The sequence below is a fragment of the Isoptericola aurantiacus genome, assembly GCF_044769875.1.
GTDB classification, from domain to species: Bacteria; Actinomycetota; Actinomycetes; order Actinomycetales; family Cellulomonadaceae; genus Isoptericola; species Isoptericola aurantiacus.
On record NZ_JBJBAE010000006.1, the window covers coordinates 99433 to 117157 of the forward strand.

The 17725-nt window shown below is 73.1% G+C and carries 13 protein-coding genes; 6 read left to right on the forward strand and 7 right to left on the reverse strand.

Annotated features, from left to right (window positions below):
• Window positions 1–378 precede the first annotated feature (378 nt).
• The 3 genes from ACIQLL_RS15635 to ACIQLL_RS15645 are packed head-to-tail and all read left to right on the forward strand — an operon-like array spanning window position 379 to window position 3271.
• Entirely contained in the window at window positions 379–1509 is a 1131-nt protein-coding gene (locus tag ACIQLL_RS15635; RefSeq protein WP_402469079.1) for a peptidoglycan-binding domain-containing protein, read from the forward strand.
• A complete protein-coding gene (locus tag ACIQLL_RS15640) occupies window positions 1506–2162 on the forward strand; it encodes an ABC transporter ATP-binding protein (protein WP_402469082.1) in 657 nt (218 codons plus the stop codon). The genes ACIQLL_RS15635 and ACIQLL_RS15640 overlap by 4 nt, the downstream gene beginning before the upstream one ends.
• Window positions 2159–3271 (forward strand): FtsX-like permease family protein, encoded by a 1113-nt coding sequence (locus tag ACIQLL_RS15645; RefSeq protein ID WP_402469084.1) that lies wholly within the window; start codon window positions 2159–2161, stop codon window positions 3269–3271. Before ACIQLL_RS15640 ends, ACIQLL_RS15645 begins: the two co-directional genes overlap by 4 nt.
• A 20-nt stretch (window positions 3272–3291) precedes the next feature.
• Here ACIQLL_RS15645 and ACIQLL_RS15650 read toward each other — a convergent pair whose 3' ends face one another.
• The 6 genes from ACIQLL_RS15650 to ACIQLL_RS15675 all read right to left on the reverse strand — a co-directional run bounded on the left by ACIQLL_RS15650 (window position 3292) and on the right by ACIQLL_RS15675 (window position 11234).
• On the reverse strand, window positions 3292–4113 hold the full coding sequence (locus tag ACIQLL_RS15650) for a hypothetical protein (protein WP_402469086.1): 822 nt from the start codon (window positions 4111–4113) through the stop codon (window positions 3292–3294).
• Window positions 4110–5048 (reverse strand): ABC transporter ATP-binding protein, encoded by a 939-nt coding sequence (locus ACIQLL_RS15655; RefSeq protein ID WP_402469088.1) that lies wholly within the window; start codon window positions 5046–5048, stop codon window positions 4110–4112. Before ACIQLL_RS15655 ends, ACIQLL_RS15650 begins: the two co-directional genes overlap by 4 nt.
• Window positions 5049–5240: 192 nt before the next feature.
• Window positions 5241–6950, reverse strand: coding sequence for a thiol reductant ABC exporter subunit CydC (gene cydC, locus ACIQLL_RS15660; RefSeq protein WP_402469091.1), 1710 nt, complete (start codon window positions 6948–6950; stop codon window positions 5241–5243).
• Entirely contained in the window at window positions 6947–8659 is a 1713-nt protein-coding gene (cydD, locus tag ACIQLL_RS15665) for a thiol reductant ABC exporter subunit CydD (RefSeq protein WP_402469094.1), read from the reverse strand. The genes cydC and cydD overlap by 4 nt, the downstream gene beginning before the upstream one ends.
• A gap of 1 nt (window position 8660) precedes the next feature.
• Complete coding sequence (gene cydB, locus ACIQLL_RS15670; protein WP_402469096.1) at window positions 8661–9710, reverse strand: cytochrome d ubiquinol oxidase subunit II; 1050 nt, start codon at window positions 9708–9710, stop codon at window positions 8661–8663.
• Window positions 9711–9734: 24 nt separating this feature from the next.
• Window positions 9735–11234 (reverse strand): cytochrome ubiquinol oxidase subunit I, encoded by a 1500-nt coding sequence (locus tag ACIQLL_RS15675; protein WP_402469098.1) that lies wholly within the window; start codon window positions 11232–11234, stop codon window positions 9735–9737.
• Window positions 11235–11722: 488 nt separating this feature from the next.
• On the opposite strand from ACIQLL_RS15675, the gene ACIQLL_RS15680 reads away from it, so the two are divergent.
• The 3 genes from ACIQLL_RS15680 to ACIQLL_RS15690 all read left to right on the forward strand — a co-directional run bounded on the left by ACIQLL_RS15680 (window position 11723) and on the right by ACIQLL_RS15690 (window position 17002).
• The gene (locus ACIQLL_RS15680) at window positions 11723–15361 is read left to right on the forward strand and encodes an Rne/Rng family ribonuclease (RefSeq protein ID WP_402469101.1); all 3639 of its coding nucleotides are present in this window, start codon (window positions 11723–11725) and stop codon (window positions 15359–15361) included.
• Window positions 15362–15394: 33 nt separating this feature from the next.
• Entirely contained in the window at window positions 15395–15967 is a 573-nt protein-coding gene (locus ACIQLL_RS15685) for a thymidine kinase (RefSeq protein ID WP_402469103.1), read from the forward strand.
• Window positions 15968–16156: 189 nt separating this feature from the next.
• On the forward strand, window positions 16157–17002 hold the full coding sequence (locus ACIQLL_RS15690; protein WP_402469105.1) for a hypothetical protein: 846 nt from the start codon (window positions 16157–16159) through the stop codon (window positions 17000–17002).
• A 34-nt stretch (window positions 17003–17036) separates the two neighbouring features.
• Here ACIQLL_RS15690 and ACIQLL_RS15695 read toward each other — a convergent pair whose 3' ends face one another.
• Entirely contained in the window at window positions 17037–17675 is a 639-nt protein-coding gene (locus ACIQLL_RS15695; protein ID WP_402469107.1) for a protein-L-isoaspartate O-methyltransferase family protein, read from the reverse strand.
• Between the last annotated feature and the right edge of the window lie 50 nt (window positions 17676–17725).

Sequence of the window (17725 nt, forward strand, 5' to 3'; positions counted from 1 at the left end):
ACCAGGGCTGGGAAGGTGTCGAGGTCGGCCCTCAGAACAGCATCTCGGTCGATTCCTTACCGACGGAGCAGCGCGACGCATTCCACGACGTCTTGGCCGCGTGCGAGCAGGAGGCCGGTTCGCAACCGGGCGCGGTTCCCTTGTCCAGGGCGGACTTGGGAGCGGTCTACCGCTCCCAGCTCCAGTCGAAGAAGTGTCTTGAGGGCATGGGGTTCAGTATCTCCGATCCGCCCTCGGAGAACGTCTTCATCGACTCCTACTACGGAGACGGGGGACCCTGGCTACCGCATGCCGAGCTTCCCGCTGATGCCGACTGGAGCGAGGTGACCGCGACGTGCCCGCAGCCGTGACACCGCCCGCTGCGAGCGGGGCTCGCTCATGAGCACGCTCGGTCGAAGGCTGCTCCGCAGACGGGGTGTCCTTCCCCCGGCGCTGTTGTTCGTCGCCCTGCTCGTGGTGGGTGCTGGTCTCGGCGCGGCTCTCGCGGTGCTCCTGTCGCCTCCGTCGGCTCCGGTGGAGAATGCTGCATTCGCGGTTGCCGAGGCCACGGAGGGAACCATCTCGCGGTCGATCCGGCTCGATGTCACTGCGAGCAGGGACGTCGGTGCCATGGTGGCGAACTCCCTGGACGGTGTCCTCACCGAACGACTCGTGGGCCAAGGTGAGATCGTCCGGCCCGGTGATCGCTTGTACTCCGTGGACCTCGTTCCTGTCGTGGCCGTCTCCGGGCGGGTTCCGGCGTTCCGTGAGCTTCGCCGCGACGTCGAGGGAGCCGACGTTCGCCAGCTGCAGGAGGCGTTGATCACTGCCGGGATTCGGTCAGCTCCGGCAGATGGGAAGTTCGGTGCGCGCACCGTGCAGGAGGTCCGCGAGTGGCAGGAACAGGTGGGGCTACCCAGCACGGGTGATGTGCCGCTCGGCCAGGTCGTCTTCGTTCCGGGGCTGCCCGGCGTGGTCGACTGGGTGGAGGAGGGGGCCATCGGCTCTCACGTCGGTCCAGGGACCGAGGTGGCTGCCGTGTTGTCTTCCAAGGCGCGGTTCGACCTGACGATCCCCGAGGACCAGTTGCGGCTCGTGGAGCCGGGCATGACGGTCGAGATCGATTCCGGGCCGAAGGAGCTGACCGGGGTGATCGGGCAGATCGTCACCAGCGATGACGTCACGTCCGGCACCGCCACGGCGAGGATAGAAGCGGCCGACGGTCGCAAGAGCGTCTGTGACACGTGGTACGAGGACGTGGCCGTGGGCGGTGATCAGATCGTCCCCGCCCGGGTTGTGGTGACACCGCCGACGACGGGCACCACGGTGCCTGCTGCTGCGATCGCGGTCGGTGGGCAGGGGACCACGGTCGTCACCCTGGAGGACGGCACGGTCGTCGACGTCACGGTCGACGCGGTCGTGGGTGGCGAAGCAGTCGTGGGGGGAATCGATCCTGGGACACGGATGCGCGTACCTGTCGGCCAGGGCACCTCGAACCGTGCGCCCGTCTCGGGATCGGCCGCGCCGTGACCGCCGCAGCGCTTGCCGCCGAGGGCGTGTCGTTCTGCTACCCGGGCGCGCAGGCTCCCATCATGGGCAACTGGTCGCAGACCTTCGAGCGGGGAACTCTCACGGCGATGACCGGGCCGTCCGGGTGCGGGAAGTCGACGCGGCTCTACCTGCTGGCCCTTCTCACCCGGCCCGCGAGGGGGCGCGTCCTGATCGACGGGCGGCGAGTCGACCATCTCCCCGACCCGGACCGCGCCAGGGTACGAGCCCGTCGTTTCGGGTTCGTCTTCCAGGACGCTGCTCTGGATCCGACGCGCAGCGTGCTCGACAATGTCGTCGAGTCCGCTCTGTACCGTCACGAGGATCCGCGTCGATACCTCCGACGTGCGCAGGAGCTGCTCGGCACGGTGGGAGTCGAGGTCCCGTTGCGACGCCGACCTGGTCAGCTCTCCGGCGGTCAAGCCCAACGCATCGCGTTGTGCCGGGCCCTCCTGACCTCGCCGGAGATCGTGTTTGCCGACGAACCCACGGGCAACCTGGATCCGGCCAGCGCAGACGTCGTCCTGTCCGCGCTCCGCTCGCACGCGGCAGCCGGGGGGTGCGTCGTCCTCGTCACTCACGACGCGGAGGTCGCGGCGCGGGCCGACGTCCACGTCAGGTTCGAAGAGCGGTGAGACGTCTGTTCGTCGTCGCCGCTGCGATGCTTCGGGAGACGCTGGTCTCGGTGCGTGCTCAACGGGTCGTCTCGCTGGTCACGCTCCTCGTGGTGCTCGGCGCGACGACCACGGTGCTCGTCACAGCCGGCCGAACTGCCGGCGCACAGGACCAGGTGATCGCGCGGCTCGACACGGTCGCGACGCGCACCTTGACGGCGGCGGTCAGTGGGGACGACGCTTCCGGGCTCACCGCCGACGTCGTGCCGCGTCTGGAGGGGTACGACGCCGTCGAGTCCGCGGTCGGGCTGGGGCCCGCCGTCGACGTCCGGGCAGCAGCGAATCCTGCCGGCAACCTGGTGGCGCTCCGAGCCGTCTACGGTCTCCAAGCGAATCATGCCGGTCCGTCGGTCGCGGGGCTCGAACAGGTCGTCGTGACGGACTCGTCCGCCACCGGGCTGGGCATCTCTGGCCGCGGGGTCGTGAGGGAACCGATGACCGGTGTCGACTACCTCGTGGTGGGTGAGCAGGAACTGCCCGAGGCGCTGCGTTCCTACGACCCCTTGGTGATCCGCACGGTGGATGTCTCCAGCGCCCCGCACGCCCGCCTCGCCAGCCTCGTCGTCGTCGCTCGGACCCCGGACGATGTCGCCGTGGTCAAGGATCTGCTCACCCAGGAGCTCAGGGAGGTTCCGGCGCCCAACCTGATGATCCAGGCCTCCGAGGATCTGGCACGGGCGGCCGGGGTCGTCGACGGTGAGCTGACGGCGCAGAGCCGGACGATGGTGCTCGGCGCGTTGGCCGCCGCCGTCTCGGTCGTGACCCTCGTCGTCTGGGGTGCTGCCTTGATCCGCCGCCGGGACTTCGGCCGCCGCCGTGCACTCGGCGCCACACGCCGCATGATCGTCACCCTGGTCGTGGCCCAGGTCGCAGTCCTCTCCGTCGTCGGTGCCGGGCTCGGCGCCGCTGCCGGTACCGTCTGGCTCTGGCAGGCAGGGCACCCGCTTCCCGGTGGCGTCTATGCAGCATCGGTGACGATGGTGCTGGCCACGACGCCCGTGATCGTCAGTGCCGTGCCTGCCTGGTGGGCCGCCTGCCGTGATCCGCTGAGCGAGCTGCGCGTGCCGTAGCGGGGCCCGGCGCCTGCTCGTCAGCGGATCTCCACGCGCAGCAGCCGCCGCATCCCCAGCACCAGTGGAAGGGCGATCCACAGCAGGGCCGACGTCCCGACCTGCGCCCACTGCTCGCCGGTGATCTCGGGCGACCCGACGAACTGCATCGCCCACGACAGGTCCAGCCAGGCGCCGTGCTCGGCCCACCATCCGAACAGTCCGGCGGCGACGCCCGACAGCATGGGCACGACGAGCATGAACGCGAGGTAGGACACCAGCGCGGGTGCGGAGCTGCGGATCACGACGGCCACGACGAATCCGAAGGCCACCGCGACGAGGTTCGCCAGCACGAGGCGCAGCGCCAGGTCGGGCGGAAGGTCCCACGTGGCCTTGATGCCGCGAACCTGGGCGGTCACGAGCGTACCCACGGCGCCGGCCGCGAACGACAGGGCGGTGGCCGCCAGCGAGACCAGCACCGCGGCGACGGCCTTGGCGGCCATCACCCGGTCACGCCGGGGTACCAGCGCGAACGTGGTCAGCGCCCCTCGCTGGCTCCACTCCCCGGTGACGGCGAGCACGGCCACCAGCGGCAGCAGGAGCTGCAGCGGGAACGCGGTGTTGCTCACCAGCGAGGAGAACGCCACCTCCTGGTCCGTTCCCCAGACGCCGAGCGCGACGACGACCAGGACGACGATGGCACCCACCGCGGCCAGGAGCCATCGGCTGGACCGGGTGTCGGCCAGCTTGCGCAGCTCGACGTCGACGAGCCGGCGTACCGGGATCGGCGGGCGAGGGGCGATCGGGGCGGGCCTGGCTGCCAGAGCCCTGGCGGGCGAGGTCGTGGCGGGTGCGGCGTTCATGCGGGGACTCCGGCGGTCGTGGCGGGGGCGTGGGCGCGCGGGGCGGCCGGGTCGCGCTGGTCGTCCGCGGTGAGGTCGAGGAAGATCTGCTCGAGGCCCGCCCCGTCGGCGGCGCGGAGCTCGGTGAGGGGGATCCCGGCGGTGTGGGCGATCCGGCCCGTGGCGGCCGGGTCGGCGTCCGTGGCGACGCCGCCCGTCGGCCCGGGGTCGGCCAGGTGTCCCGCCGCCGTGAGCGCCGCGGCGAGCGAGGCCTCGTCGTCGGCCCGTACCAGGGTGCCCGCACCGGCCAGCAGCTCGGCCTGGGTGCCGGAGGCCACGATCCGCCCGTGCCCGATGACGACGATGTCGTCGGCGATCATCTCGATCTCGGCCAGCAGGTGGCTGGAGAGCAGCACCGTGCCGCCGTCGTCGGCGAACCCCCGCAGCAGGTCGCGCATCCAGCGGATGCCGGCCGGGTCGAGCCCGTTGGCGGGCTCGTCGAGGATCAGCACCTGCGGGTCGCCGAGCAGGGCGGTGGCGATGCCGAGGCGTTGGCGCATGCCCAGCGAGTAGTCGCGCACGCGGCGCTTCGACTCGGCCGGTGTGAGCCCGACGAGGTCCAGCATGGCGTCCACCTGGGCGTCGGGCAGGCCCATGGTCCGCTGGGCGAGCACGAGGGTCTCGCGACCGGTCCGGCCGGCGTGCTGGGCCGAGGCGTCCAGGAGCACGCCGACGTCGAGACCGGGGTTGGGCAGGTCGGCGTACCGGCGTCCCAGCACCGTCGTCCGGCCGGCCGTGGGCTCGGCCAGGCCGGTGAGGATCCGCAGCGTCGTGGACTTGCCGGCCCCGTTCGGACCGAGGAACCCGGTGACGCGGCCGGGGAGCGCCGTGAACGTGACGTCGTCGACGGCGGCGAAGTCGCCGTAACGCTTGACGAGTGAGTCGATCCTGATCATGGGGCCGACGCTACGGACGCGAGAATCCGCGCGGACCAGGGAACACCCTGGTCGTGACCCTGAACCCGTGCTGTCCCGCCGGGCCCGGCCTCGGGGTCGTCCCCGCCCTGCCGACGCCTGTGGGTGCACGACGCGCCGTCGGGCCGTGGGGCACGACGGCGCGTCGTGCACCCACAGCGCCGTGGTGTGGGGCTAGGCGAGGGCGGCGGGCGACTCCTGGGCGGTCGCCCAGCGGTAGTCCGGCACGCCGGCCAGCAGGTCGTCGTGGCGACCCCGGGCGACGACGCGTGCCTCCTGGCCGTCGGCGTCGGGACGGCCGAGCAGCAGCACCTCGTCGGCAGCCGCCAGGGGAGACAGCCGGTGGGAGGCGACGACGACGGCGCGTCCGGTCGCGCGAGCGATCGCGGCCAGCGTCCCCACCAGCGCGTCGGCGGTGGCGGCGTCGAGGTGCTCCGCGGGCTCGTCCACGAGCAGCACCCTGTGCGGGGCCAGCAGGGCGCGGGCGATCAGGAGCCGACGGCGCTCCCCGCCGGAGACGTCGGTCCCGCCCGTGCCGAGCGTCGTCCCGAGCCCCTCGGGCAGCGCCGCCAGCCAGGCGGTGAGCCCGACGGCGTCCAGGGCCTCGCGGGCCTCGGCCTCGGTGAGGTCGGCGCGGGCGACCCGCAGGTTCTCCAGCACCGTGGTGCCGAAGACGTGCCCGTCCTCGGCGACGAACAGCCCGGCGCCGCGGACGCATCCGCTCACCGGCGCCAGGAGACCGGCGGCCGTCAGCAGCAGCGTCGTCTTGCCCACGCCGGACGGTCCGGCGAGCGCCACGACCGAGCCGGGACGCAGCGAAAGACCAACGTCGCTGACGACCGGTGTCCCCGACCAGCCCGCGGCGACGTCGTCGAGCTCCAGCAGCGCTGCGTCTGCGGCCGCCGACGCCGGCGGGTCGGCGGGGTGCGGGGCGTCCGCGGGCAGCAGCTCGAGCAGGCGCCGAGCGGCCTCGCGGGACCGGCGCAGCTGCACCGCGGCCCCGGGCAGCGCCGTCGTCACCTCGAACACCGCGAGCGGTGTCAGGACGACGACGGCGAGCTCGGTCGCGGCCAGGTCGCCGGCCAGCGCCGCCGGGATGCCGAGCAGCAGGCAGCCCAGCACCGCCAGGGTCTGGGCGCCGGCCTCGATCGCCGCGGACACGCCGGCGATCCGGGCGCCGTCGTCGGTGGCCGCGGCGAGGCGCCGGTCCGCTGCCCGCAGCCCGGCGGTCCGGGCGTTCAGGTGCCCGGCCACCCTCAGCTGCTGACCGTCCTCCAACAGCTCCAGCGTCCGGGCGGACACCTCGCCGCGGGCGGCGGCGCCGCGCAGCTCGACCGACGCCGACGCCCGCGATGCCAGCCAGGGCGCGAGCACGCCGGTCAGCAGCAGGCAGGCGAGCAGCACGGCCCCCGCCGCGGGCAGGAACACCCCCACCAGGACCACCGAGCCCAGCCCGGCCACGACGGCGACCGCACCGGGGACGAGCGCTCGCACGACGACGTCGCCCACGTCGTCGACGTCACGCCCGACGCGGGCGAGCAGGTCCCCGCGGCGCAGGGCCACGACGTCGGCGCCCCCACGGGCCAGGCGGTCGTAGAGGTTCGCGCGCAGGGCCGCCATGCCACGCAGGGCGACGTCGTGCGAGGCCAGGCGTTCGAGGTAGCGGAAGAACGCCCGCCCGGTGCCGAACGCCCGCACGCCGACGGTCGCGACGGACAGCACGAGCACCGGCGGCATCTGGGAGGCACGGGCGATGAGCCACGCGGCGGCCGCCGCCAGCCCGATCGCGCACACGAGCGTGGCGGTGCCGAGCAGGACGGCCCGGGCCACGCGGGGCCAGCGGATCTCCAGCAGCGGTGCGATGCGCACCAACGGGTCGCTCACGAGCCCACCGCCGTCCTCGCCTCGACGTCGACCACCTGGTCCGCCAACGCCAGCAACGAGGCCCGGTGCGCCACCACGACGACCGTCCGTCCGGCGTCACGCCAGGCGCGCACCGTGTCGAGCACCACCTGCTCGCCGCGGGCGTCGAGGTGCGCGGTCGGTTCGTCCAGGACGACGACGGGCCGGTCGGCGGTACCGACGAGCGCACGGGTCAGCGCCACCCGCTGGCGCTGACCGACGCTCAGACCGGCGCCGCCGAGCCCGACCGGTGTGTCCCAGCCGGCGGGGAGATCGGCCAGGACGGCGTCGAGCCCGGTGGTCGCCGCGGCCGCGTCCAGCGCTGCCAGGGGCACGTCGACGCCGTCCGTGACGACGTCGTGCACGGTGCCGGGGCCGACCGCGGGCCGTTGCGGCACCCAGGCGACCCGGTCCCACCACGCCGGGGAGTCCGCGAGGTCGGACGGTGCGGTGTCCCCGGTCCGGATCGCGACGCGTCCGGCGTCGGGGCGCAGCAGACCGAGCAGCAGCAGCACCAGCGTCGACTTGCCCGCGCCGCTGGGCCCGCGCAGGGCCACGACGCGGCCACCACCCCGAGCGCCGGTGCCGAGCGGGATGCGCGCCGACAGGTGCGCCGGAGCCTCCACCTCCCGACCGGGCGCGCGGACGGAGACGTCGTCGAGCACGAGCTCGCCGTCGGCCACGGGCGCAACCGGCGCCCCGGTGCGGGGCGGGACAGGCAGGTCGAGCACCGCGAACGCCCGGCGGGTGGCGGCGAGCCCGTCTGTCGAGGCGTGGAACTCCGAGCCCACCCGGCGCAGCGGCAGGAAGATCTCCGGGGCGAGCACGAGCACCGCGATCGCGGGGACCAGCTCGATGCCGCCCTCCACCAGCCGCAGGCCGACGCCCACGGCGATGATCGCGACGCACAGCGTGGTCAGCAGCTCGAGGACCGCACCGGACAGGAACGCCACGCGCAGGGTGCCCAGGGTGGCGCGCCGCGACGACTCACCGAGCGCCCGGACGCGCGCACCGGGCCCGATCTCGCGACCGAACGCCCGCAGCGTGGGCAGCCCGGCGACCAGGTCGAGCACCTGGGAGCCGAGGCGTTCGACGGCGGCGAGGCGCCGTTCGGAGGTCCCGGCGGTCATGGTGCCGATCAGCCACATGAAGAACGGCACCAGCGGCAGGGTCACGACGGCGATCAGGGCGGGCACCCAGTCCAGCCCGAGGACGACGAGCACGGTAGCGGGGGTGACGAGTGCCGTGAGCAGCAGCTGCGGCAGGAACCGCACCAGGTAGGGCTCGAGGTCGCTCAGGCCCCGGGTGGTCAGCGTCGCGACGTCCGACGGCGCCGCTCCGGCGGGCGGTCGCGGTCCGAGCTCGACGGCGTGCGCCACGACCTGCTCGCGCAGGTCCGCGACCACGAGCGCGGCGGCCCGCCGGCCGAACCGCTCCTGCGCCCAGGCCACCGCGGCGCGTCCGACGGCGGCCCCCGCCAGGACGGCGAGCCACCGGGCGGTCTGGGCCTGGTCCACGACCCCGTCGCCGCCGGGGCTGGTGGCGACGACGACGGGGCCCAGGGCGTGCGCGATCGCGAAGGCCTGCACCACCACGAGAGCGGCCGACGCGACGCCGAGGGCGGCGGTGAGGGCGACGTACGAGCGTGCGGCCCGGACCTGCGACAGCAGCCGGGGATCGAGCGGTCTCACCTCAGAACGCCGCGTCCTTGATCTTGCGCCAGCTCAGCCCGGCGGGCGCGGGGATGTCCCGGGTGGACAGGCGGCGGCGGAACACCCAGTAGGTCCAGCTCTGGTAGGCGATGACCAGCGGGGTCAGGACGACGGCCACCCAGCTCATGATCGTCAGGGTGTAGTCCGTGGACGACGCCGCCTCGACGGTGAGCGCCGTGCCGCCGTCGACGGCGGGGATGACGTCCGGGTACATCGACCCGAAGATGAGGACGACGGCCGCCACGATCGTTACCGCCGACAGCGTGAACGCGGTGCCCTCCCGCCGCGCGCGGGTCGCGAGGACGACGCCGACCAGCGAGCCGGCCGCCACGATCACCGCCACCCAGGTCCAGGTGACCGAGTAGGCGACCTGCGCCCAGATCGCCCAGCCGCCGGCCACCACGAGCGCGACGACGGCGAGGCCCGAGGCCAGGCGGGCGGCGCGCTCGCGGAGGTCCCCGTCGGTCTTGAGGGCCACGAACACCGAGCCGTGCAGCAGGAACAGCATCAGCGTGGTCAGCCCGCCGAGCAGGGCGAACGGGTTGAGCAGGGCCCAGAACCCGCCGACGTACTGGAAGCCCTCGTCGAGCAGCAGGCCGCGCACGAGGTTGCCGAACGCGACGCCCCACATGATGGCCGGGATCCAGGACCCCACCTGGATGGCGAGGTCGCAGCGGCGGGCCCAGGCGGCGTCGGCGATCTTGCCGCGGTACTCGAACGCGACGCCGCGGGCCACGAGCCCGAGCAGGATGATCAGCAGGGGGATGTAGAAGCCCGAGAACATCGTGGCGTACCACTCGGGGAACGCGGCGAAGGTCGCGCCGCCGGCGGTGAGCAGCCACACCTCGTTGCCGTCCCAGACGGGTCCGATGGTGTTGACGAGCACGCGCCGTTCCTTCTCCCGGTGCTCGGCGTCGCCGCGGGGGAGCACGGACAGCAGCATGCCCACGCCGAAGTCGAAGCCCTCGAGCACGAGGTAGCCCGTCCACAGGACGGCGATGATGACGAACCAGAGGATCGCGAGGTCCACGTCAGGTCTCCAGTGGTCGGGGGCTCAGTAGGCGAAGGACAGGGGGCGGTCGGTGTCGTCGGGGTCCTGCGCCTCCGGCGACTCGTCCCGCACGGAGTCGGGGACACCCTCGATCGTGTAGCGGTGCATGAGGCGGTACCAGACCACCGCGAGCAGGGCGTAGACGAGCGTGAGCACGATCATCGAGGTCAGGATCACGCCCGGCGGGACGGCGGTGGAGACGCCGCGGTCGGTGAGCAGGCGGACCTGGTCGATGCCGCTCGGGTTGGGTGCCACGACCCAGGGCTGGCGGCCCACCTCCGTGAAGATCCATCCGAACGAGCAGGCGAGGAAGGGCATGGGCAGCGCCAGGAGGCCGAGCCTGCCGAACCAGACGTTGTCGCTGACCCGACCCTTGCGGGTGAACCAGAGCGCGGCCAGGGCGAGCAGCACCGAGAAGGCGGCGAACCCGATCATGAGCCGGAACGACCAGTACGCGACCGCGAGCGGCGGGGTGTAGGTGACGGCCTCGCCGTCGACGGTCACGTCGCCGTAGCGCTCGGTGTAGTCCTCCTGCACGTCGTAGACCCCGGGCAGGTAGGACTCGGGTCCGGAGAAGTGGCCGGTGCCGAGGTAGCTCGCCAGACCGGGGATGGTGATGAGGTGGTCGACGTCCTCGCAGCCGGCGTACAGCGGCCCGACGGACAGGATGGAGAAGTCGGCGGACTCCTCGCCCTCGCACAGAGCCTCGGCGGAGGCCATCTTGCCCGGCTGCTGCTCGAACATCAGCTTGCCCTGGACGTCCCCGGTGAACGCGACGCCGAGGCCCGCGACGATCATCACCCACACGCCCAGGCGCACGGCGGGCCGGTAGACGGTGCGGGCCGTCTCGACGTCCTCGGGCCGCTTGCTGCGCGCCAGCCGCACCATCCACCACGTCGCGATGCCCGCGATGAAGGTCCCCGCGGTGAGGAACGCCGCGGTGATCGTGTGCGGGAAGGCCGCCAGGAGCGTGTTGTTCGTCAGGACGGCCCAGATCGACTCCATCTCGGCGCGGCCGGTCTCCTCGTTGTAGACGGTGCCGACGGGGTGCTGCATCCAGGAGTTCGCCGCGAGGATGAAGAACGCCGACAGGTTGGTCGCCAGCGCGAACAGCCAGATCGAGGCCAGGTGGATCTTCTTGGACACCCGGTCCCACCCGAAGATCCACACGCCCAGGAACACCGACTCGACGAAGAACGCGGCCAGGGCCTCCATGGCGAGCGGAGCGCCGAAGACGTCCCCCACGAACCGGGAGTACTCGCTCCAGGCCATCCCGAACTGGAACTCCTGCCAGATCCCGGTCACGACGCCGAGCGCGAAGTTGATGAGCAGCAGCTTGCCGAAGAACTTGGTCAGGCGGAGCCAGCGTTCCTTCTTCGTGACGACCCACGCCGTCTGCATGCCGGCCACGAGCGGCGCCAGGCCGATGGTGAGCGGCACGAAGATGAAGTGGTACACGGTGGTGATGGCGAACTGCCAACGTGCCAGGGTGAGCGCGTCCACGGGGGAGACTCCTTCGAGGGCGATCCGGAGCGGCACGGGGCCGCGACATGGCCGCGGACCTGTGAGAACGACGGTAGGTCCGCCGTCGGGGGTCCGCACGGCGAGGCGCGATCCGTGACTTGTGAAGACTTTCACGAACGCTCTCGTGAAGATCTTCACGAGTCAAGTCCTGAAGGGTCGTTGTGAGCGGCGCCACGCCGCGTCCGGGCGCTCGGTCTGCGGTCCCACCCATCAGTGCGATACTGGACGGCAGACCTTCCGGGGCCACATCCTCCGGACGGTCGACATGCTTGCGTCTTCCGCGTCCGAACGCGGTGCCGCAGCCGGGCGTGAAGGGGCCCGGCTGCCGGCGGCCGCGAAGACGGGGGAGGGGCAACCGCGACCGAGACTTCCGTCCGGGCGGCGCGCTGAGCAGCGCTGCCACCCCGACGACGACCACCCGGCGGCCGGTAGGTGTGGGCCGGCACCCGGGAGCAGGAGCGCACTTCGTGACGTCCGACACCCCGACCGGCGACCAGGCAGCGACCGAGAACGGGAGCACCAGCCCCCGGCGCGCGACCCGCCGCCGCGTCACCCGTCCGGCCGCGTCCCCGCAGACCGCGCCGGCCCCGATCATCGTCCCCGGTTCCGCCGCGCAGGCCGCTCCCGACGCCGCCCCGGCCGCCGAGCCGACGACGTCGGCGCCGGCGCAGCCGGAGCCCGGCACCACCCGCACGTCCGGCAGCACGGCGTCCGGAGCGGGCAAGAAGCCGCGCCGCGCCACCCGTCGGACCGCCGGCCCGGCCGCCCCGGTCGCGGACGCCGCCGCCGACGCGCCCGTGCCCGCCGAGCCCGCGGCGGTCGACGACGAGCCCGCGGCGGCCGAGCCCGCATCGGCTGTCGAGCCGCCCGAGCCGGCCGCCGCACCCGCCGTCGAGCTGCCCGAGCCGGCCGCCGCGGCGCGGACCGAGGAGTCCCGGGCGGCACGCCTCTCCCTGGACGACATCGTGCTGCCGGACGGCCCCGGCACCTCCCGGGCCGACGACGGCGGGGGCGAGGAGCCGACGGCGCCCGCCCGCCGACGCTCGCGCAAGGCGTCGCGGCCCGCCAGCAAGCCCGAGTCCGCCGAGCAGCCGGCCGCCGCCGACGACGCGGCCGCCGGTCGTGAGGAGCCTGCCGCGCCGTCGGACGCACCGTCCGAGGAGCCGAAGGCCCGCACCTCGCGAACGAAGTCCTCGACGTCCCGCGCAGCGGCCTCCGCCGACACGCCCGCGAAGGCACCGAAGAGCTCGAAGACCGCGAAGGCGTCGACGACGAAGGCCTCGGCGGCCAAGGCCTCGACGTCCCGGACCGGCACGGCCCAGCGCGACCAGGACACCGTGGGCCAGGCCGGCACCCCGCGCCTGGCGACGACGGCGCTGCTCTTCCAGGCACCCGACCTGTCGGGCCCGCGCGCGTCCCGCCGTGCCCAGGCACCGGCCGGACCGCCGCGCGAGCACGAGGAGACGACCGCTCGGGAGTCGGCACCGGCCCCGGGTTCCGCGGACGCCGCGGAGACGACGTCGTCCGGCACGGCGGCCTCGGGCCGACGCCGCTCGGCCTCCCGCCCGCAGGGCGCGTCCGGCCGGGGTGCCCGCACCGAGGCTGCGACGGCCGGCGCCGCGACGACGGACGGGCCGACGCCTGACGAGCCGGAGAAGACCGCGACGCCTGCCGAGCCCGTCGAGGCGCAGCCGCTCGAGCTGACCGAGGCCGACGAGGCCGCCGTCAGCGAGGTCGAGGTCATCGAGTCCGAGCTCACGGCCGAGGGCCTGGAGCTCGTCGAGCTCGGCCCCGAGGACTACCGCGAGGACGGCGACGAGTCCGACGTCCGCCCGCGTCGCCGCCGGCGCCGTGGCGGCCGCGGCCGTCGTGGCGGCCGCAAGGTCGAGCAGGGATCGGAGGAGGACGGCGACGAGGGCTCCGCCGCGTCCGGTGACGACTCCGGCGCCGCCTCGGACCGCGGCGCGGACCGCCGGGACGGCGCCGACGCGCCCTCCGAGGAGGCGCAGGACGACGCGTCGTCGGAGACCGAGCAGGCCTCCGGGTCCGAGAAGGACGACCAGGGTGACGGCGGCGACCGCGCGTCGTCGAGCCGTCGCCGTCGCCGGCGTCGTCGGGGTGGCCGCGGGAACGACCGCGACGGCGGCCGCTCGGAGCGCGCCGAGGACGAGGTGGTCGCGCTGAAGGGTTCGACCCGTCTGGAGGCGAAGCGCCAGCGCCGTCGCGAGGGCCGCGACGCCGGGCGCCGCCGCCAGGTCATCAGCGAGGCGGAGTTCCTGGCCCGTCGCGAGGCCGTGACGCGGTCGATGATCGTGCGCGAGCAGGACGCCCGCACGCAGATCGCGGTCCTGGAGGACGGCGTGCTCGTCGAGCACTACGTGTCCCAGCAGGCGCAGGCGTCGATGGTCGGCAACGTCTACCTCGGCCGGGTGCAGAACGTGCTGCCGTCGATGGAGGCGGCCTTCGTCGACGTCGGCAAGGGCCGCAACGCCGTGCTGTACGCCGGTGAGGTCAACTGGGACGCCGCCGGGATCGAGGGCCAGCCCCGTCGCATCGAGGAGGCGCTGAAGTCCGGCGACTCCGTCCTGGTCCAGGTCACCAAGGACCCGATCGGGCACAAGGGTGCGCGCCTGACGTCCCAGGTCACCCTGGCCGGTCGTTACCTGGTGTTCGTCCCCGGTGGCGGGATGACGGGCATCAGCCGCAAGCTGCCCGACACCGAGCGCAGCCGCCTCAAGAAGATCCTGCGCGACGTCGTGCCCGAGGGCGCCGGCGTCATCGTGCGCACGGCCGCCGAGGGAGCCTCGGAGGACGAGCTGCGGGCGGACGTCGCCCGGCTGCAGTCGCAGTGGGAGTCGATCACCGCCACGGCGGAGAAGTCGTCCACGAACGCCCCGGCCCTGCTGCAGGGCGAGGCCGACATGGCGATCCGCGTGGTCCGGGACATCTTCAACGACGACTTCAGCTCGCTGGTCGTCCAGGGCGAGCGCTCCTGGTCCGAGATCTCCACCTACGTCGACGAGCTCGCCCCCGACCTGCGCGAGCGGGTCACGCGCTGGACCGGGTCCGACGACGTCTTCGCCCAGCACCGCGTCGACGAGCAGCTCGCCAAGGGCATGGACCGCAAGGTCTGGCTGCCCTCGGGCGGTTCGCTGGTCATCGACCGCACCGAGGCGATGACCGTGGTGGACGTCAACACCGGCAAGTTCACCGGCTCGGGCGGCACGCTCGAGGAGACGGTGACGCGCAACAACCTCGAGGCCGCCGAGGAGATCGTCCGTCAGCTCCGGCTGCGGGACATCGGCGGGATCATCGTCATCGACTTCGTGGACATGGTCCTGGAGTCCAACCGCGACCTGGTGCTGCGCCGCCTCGTGGAGTGCCTGGGGCGCGACCGCACCAAGCACCAGGTGGCCGAGGTGACCTCGCTCGGGCTGGTCCAGATGACGCGCAAGCGCGTCGGGCAGGGCCTGGTGGAGGCGTTCTCCTCGACCTGCGAGCACTGCAAGGGCCGTGGGTTCGTGGTCCACGAGCACCCGGTGGAGCGCGGTGGGTCGTCGTCGGCCGAGGGCGACGGCGGCTCGAAGCGGTCCCGCCGCAAGCGGGGGACCGGCAAGAAGGACGACTCGAGCTCGGCGGGGGCCTCCGCCGGCCCCGCGGCCGACGTTCCCAAGCTCCCCGACGACAAGTCGGAGGCGCGTGCGGCGGTCAAGGCGACGCTCGCGACGATCGCCGCAGCTGCGGCGCACGCCCATGAGCACGAGGAGCACGAGGGCGCCCACACCGAGGGACAGTCCGGGACCACCACGCCCGCGGCCGAGGTCACGGCCCCGCAGGACTCCGCTGCCGGTGACGCGCCGTCGTCGACCACGGCTGCCGACTCCGCCGCAGAGGCCACCGCGGAAGCGGCCGGCGCGCCGGAGCCGGAGTCCGAGGCCACCGCGGAGGCAGCGCCGGACCCCGACGCCGCGGCCTCGGCCACGGACGCCGGGTCCGACGGTACGGACGCCGGCCCGGCCGGCGCCGAGCCGGCCAAAGGAGCCGGAGCCGAAGAGGCTCCTGAGCAGGCTGATGACGAGGCTGCGGCGCTGACCGACCGGTCCTGAGCGCCGGCACGGCCGGGGTGCTTGACTGTCCGCATGGACGAGCGTCGAGCCCCCGGCCGTCTCGCCGTCGTCGGCGGGCCCATGTTCGCCGGCAAGACCACCGAGCTGCTGCGACGTGTCGAGCGGGCGCGGATCGCCGGACGTGAGGTCCTGGTGGTCGCCCACGTGCTCGACACCCGCCACGGCAGCGGCCTGGTCGCGTCCCACGCCGGCGCCCGGACACCGTCACGGACCGTGGAGCGGGCCGCCCAGATCCCTGACCTGGTGGGGCCGTCCACCGTGCTGGTGGCCGTGGACGAGGCCCAGTTCTTCGGCCTCGAGCTGGTCGGCGTCGTCCAGGCGCTGGCCGACGACGGCGTGGACGTCGTCGTCGCCGGCCTGACGGTCACGTTCGACGCCCGTCCGTTCGAACCGTTGCCGACGCTCATGGCGCTCGCCGAGGACGTCACCCGGTTGACGGCCGTGTGCACGCGCTGCGGGCGGGACGCCGCCTACCACGTCCGGCGGGGCGACGACGGCACGGGGGACGCGTTGTCCTCCACCGCGTCGCACGTCGGTGGCCCGGAGTCCTACGAGGCGCGCTGCCGCCGGCACCGCGTGGTTTGAGCACGCCGTGCTCTCACGGTCGACCGGCTGACTGCTGGACAGCGGGTACGAGCGAGTTCACCCGGAGCGAGGTCCCCGCAGCGGTACCGCTGCGGATATTCTGCTCTGGCCACCATCGGTAGCAGCCGTTGAGCGGTTGCTCCGCATCCCACCCTGACGGGTTCCAGTACCTTGAGGACGAGAGCGACTATGAAACGACGAATTGCTGCGGTGCTCGTGGGCGCATTACTGGCGACCGGGCTGGCCGTGTCGCCCGCAGATGCAGCGTCCAAGGGGCCGGCGGGAGGCGTCAAGCACCCTGACGTCGTGCTGTACAAGGGGCAGCACAACAAGACCGCCAGGATCTCGTACTCGGTGAAGAAACCGACCAGCGCACAGGTCAAGGCTTGCTTTGAGGCCGAGAGCTATCCCGAGTACGGGGAGGTCTACACGGGCTGGGGCGAGTTCGACTGGAGCCTCGACGTCGAGTATCGAGACCGCTACGGGAACTACTCGGGTGGCGGCGCCTACCTCTACTCGGGCAAGGCAGCCGCTTCGGGCAAGGTGACGTCGACGCGTTGGTACGACTGGGACGGCTTCGGAAAGTACAAGGCCGTGGCCAGTATCACCAGGGATTTCGTCGTTTATGGGATCGACGACGACGGTTGGGAGTGGGAGCACTACTGTGACCTGCGAGACGCTACGTACGCCGACACCTTCTTCTTCAAGCGCGCGACTTACGTCGCCGTCAATGCCTCGCCGGAGCCGGTGCGAGCGGGCAAGAAGGTGACGGTCAAGGGCACTCTTAAGTACTGGAATCCCGACTACAACTACGGGGACGGCGCCAAGCGGCCGCTCAAGGGCAAGAAGGTCAAGATCTACTTCGATCCAGCGGGGCCGAAGGGCCCGGTCTACAAGGTGACGGCGTCGATCAGTTCCAAGGGCTCGTTCGCCAAGACGCTCAAGCAGCGGCGGTCCGGCACGTGGATCGTGAAGTACGCCGGTACGTCGACCCTGACGTCCGACCGTGCGACGGACTACGTCCGGGCCAGGTGACCTCGAGGCGCGTGGCTCGGCCCCCTTCCGGTCCTCAACCCTCCACGAGCGGCACGAACGAGTAGGTCCCGTGCTCGGAGGTGCGCACGGTGCCGTCCGGGGCGCGCTCGACGAGCACCATCGTGTGCCGCACCGGGACCACCATGCGACCACCGGGCGCGATCTGGTCCACCAGGACGCCGGGCAGCTCGTCGGCCGCCGCCGAGACGAGCACCCGGTCCCACCCTCCGGTGCGCGGGGAGCCGAGCACGCCGGGTCGAGCCTGGAGCAGCCGGGCCCACTCGATGCCGGTGCGTGCGAGGTTGGCGGCTCCCCAGGCGGCGATCTCGGGGACGCGTTCGACGCCGAGCACCGTGCCCGCCGGGCCGACCAGGCGGGCGAGCAGCGCCGTCGTCCATCCCGAGCCGGCGCCGACGTCCAGGACGCGGCCGCCGCTCGGCACGCGGAGCAGCCGCAGCATCGCCGCGACGGTGGACGGCTGGGAGCAGGTCTGGCCGTGGCCGATCGGCAACGGGCGGTCGTCGGACCACCAGGGTCGTTGCGACCGGGGCAGGAATCCTCGGCGGTCCACCGCCCGGAAGGCCTCCGCGACGGCGTCCGTACCGGTGCCGGCACCGTCACCGGCGCCGTCGCCCGTCGGCTCCGCCGGGTCGGGCGGCAGGTCGGGGTCCACCTGTCCATCATCGGGCGCGGCGCGGCGCCCGGCACGTCGCGGCCACCCGC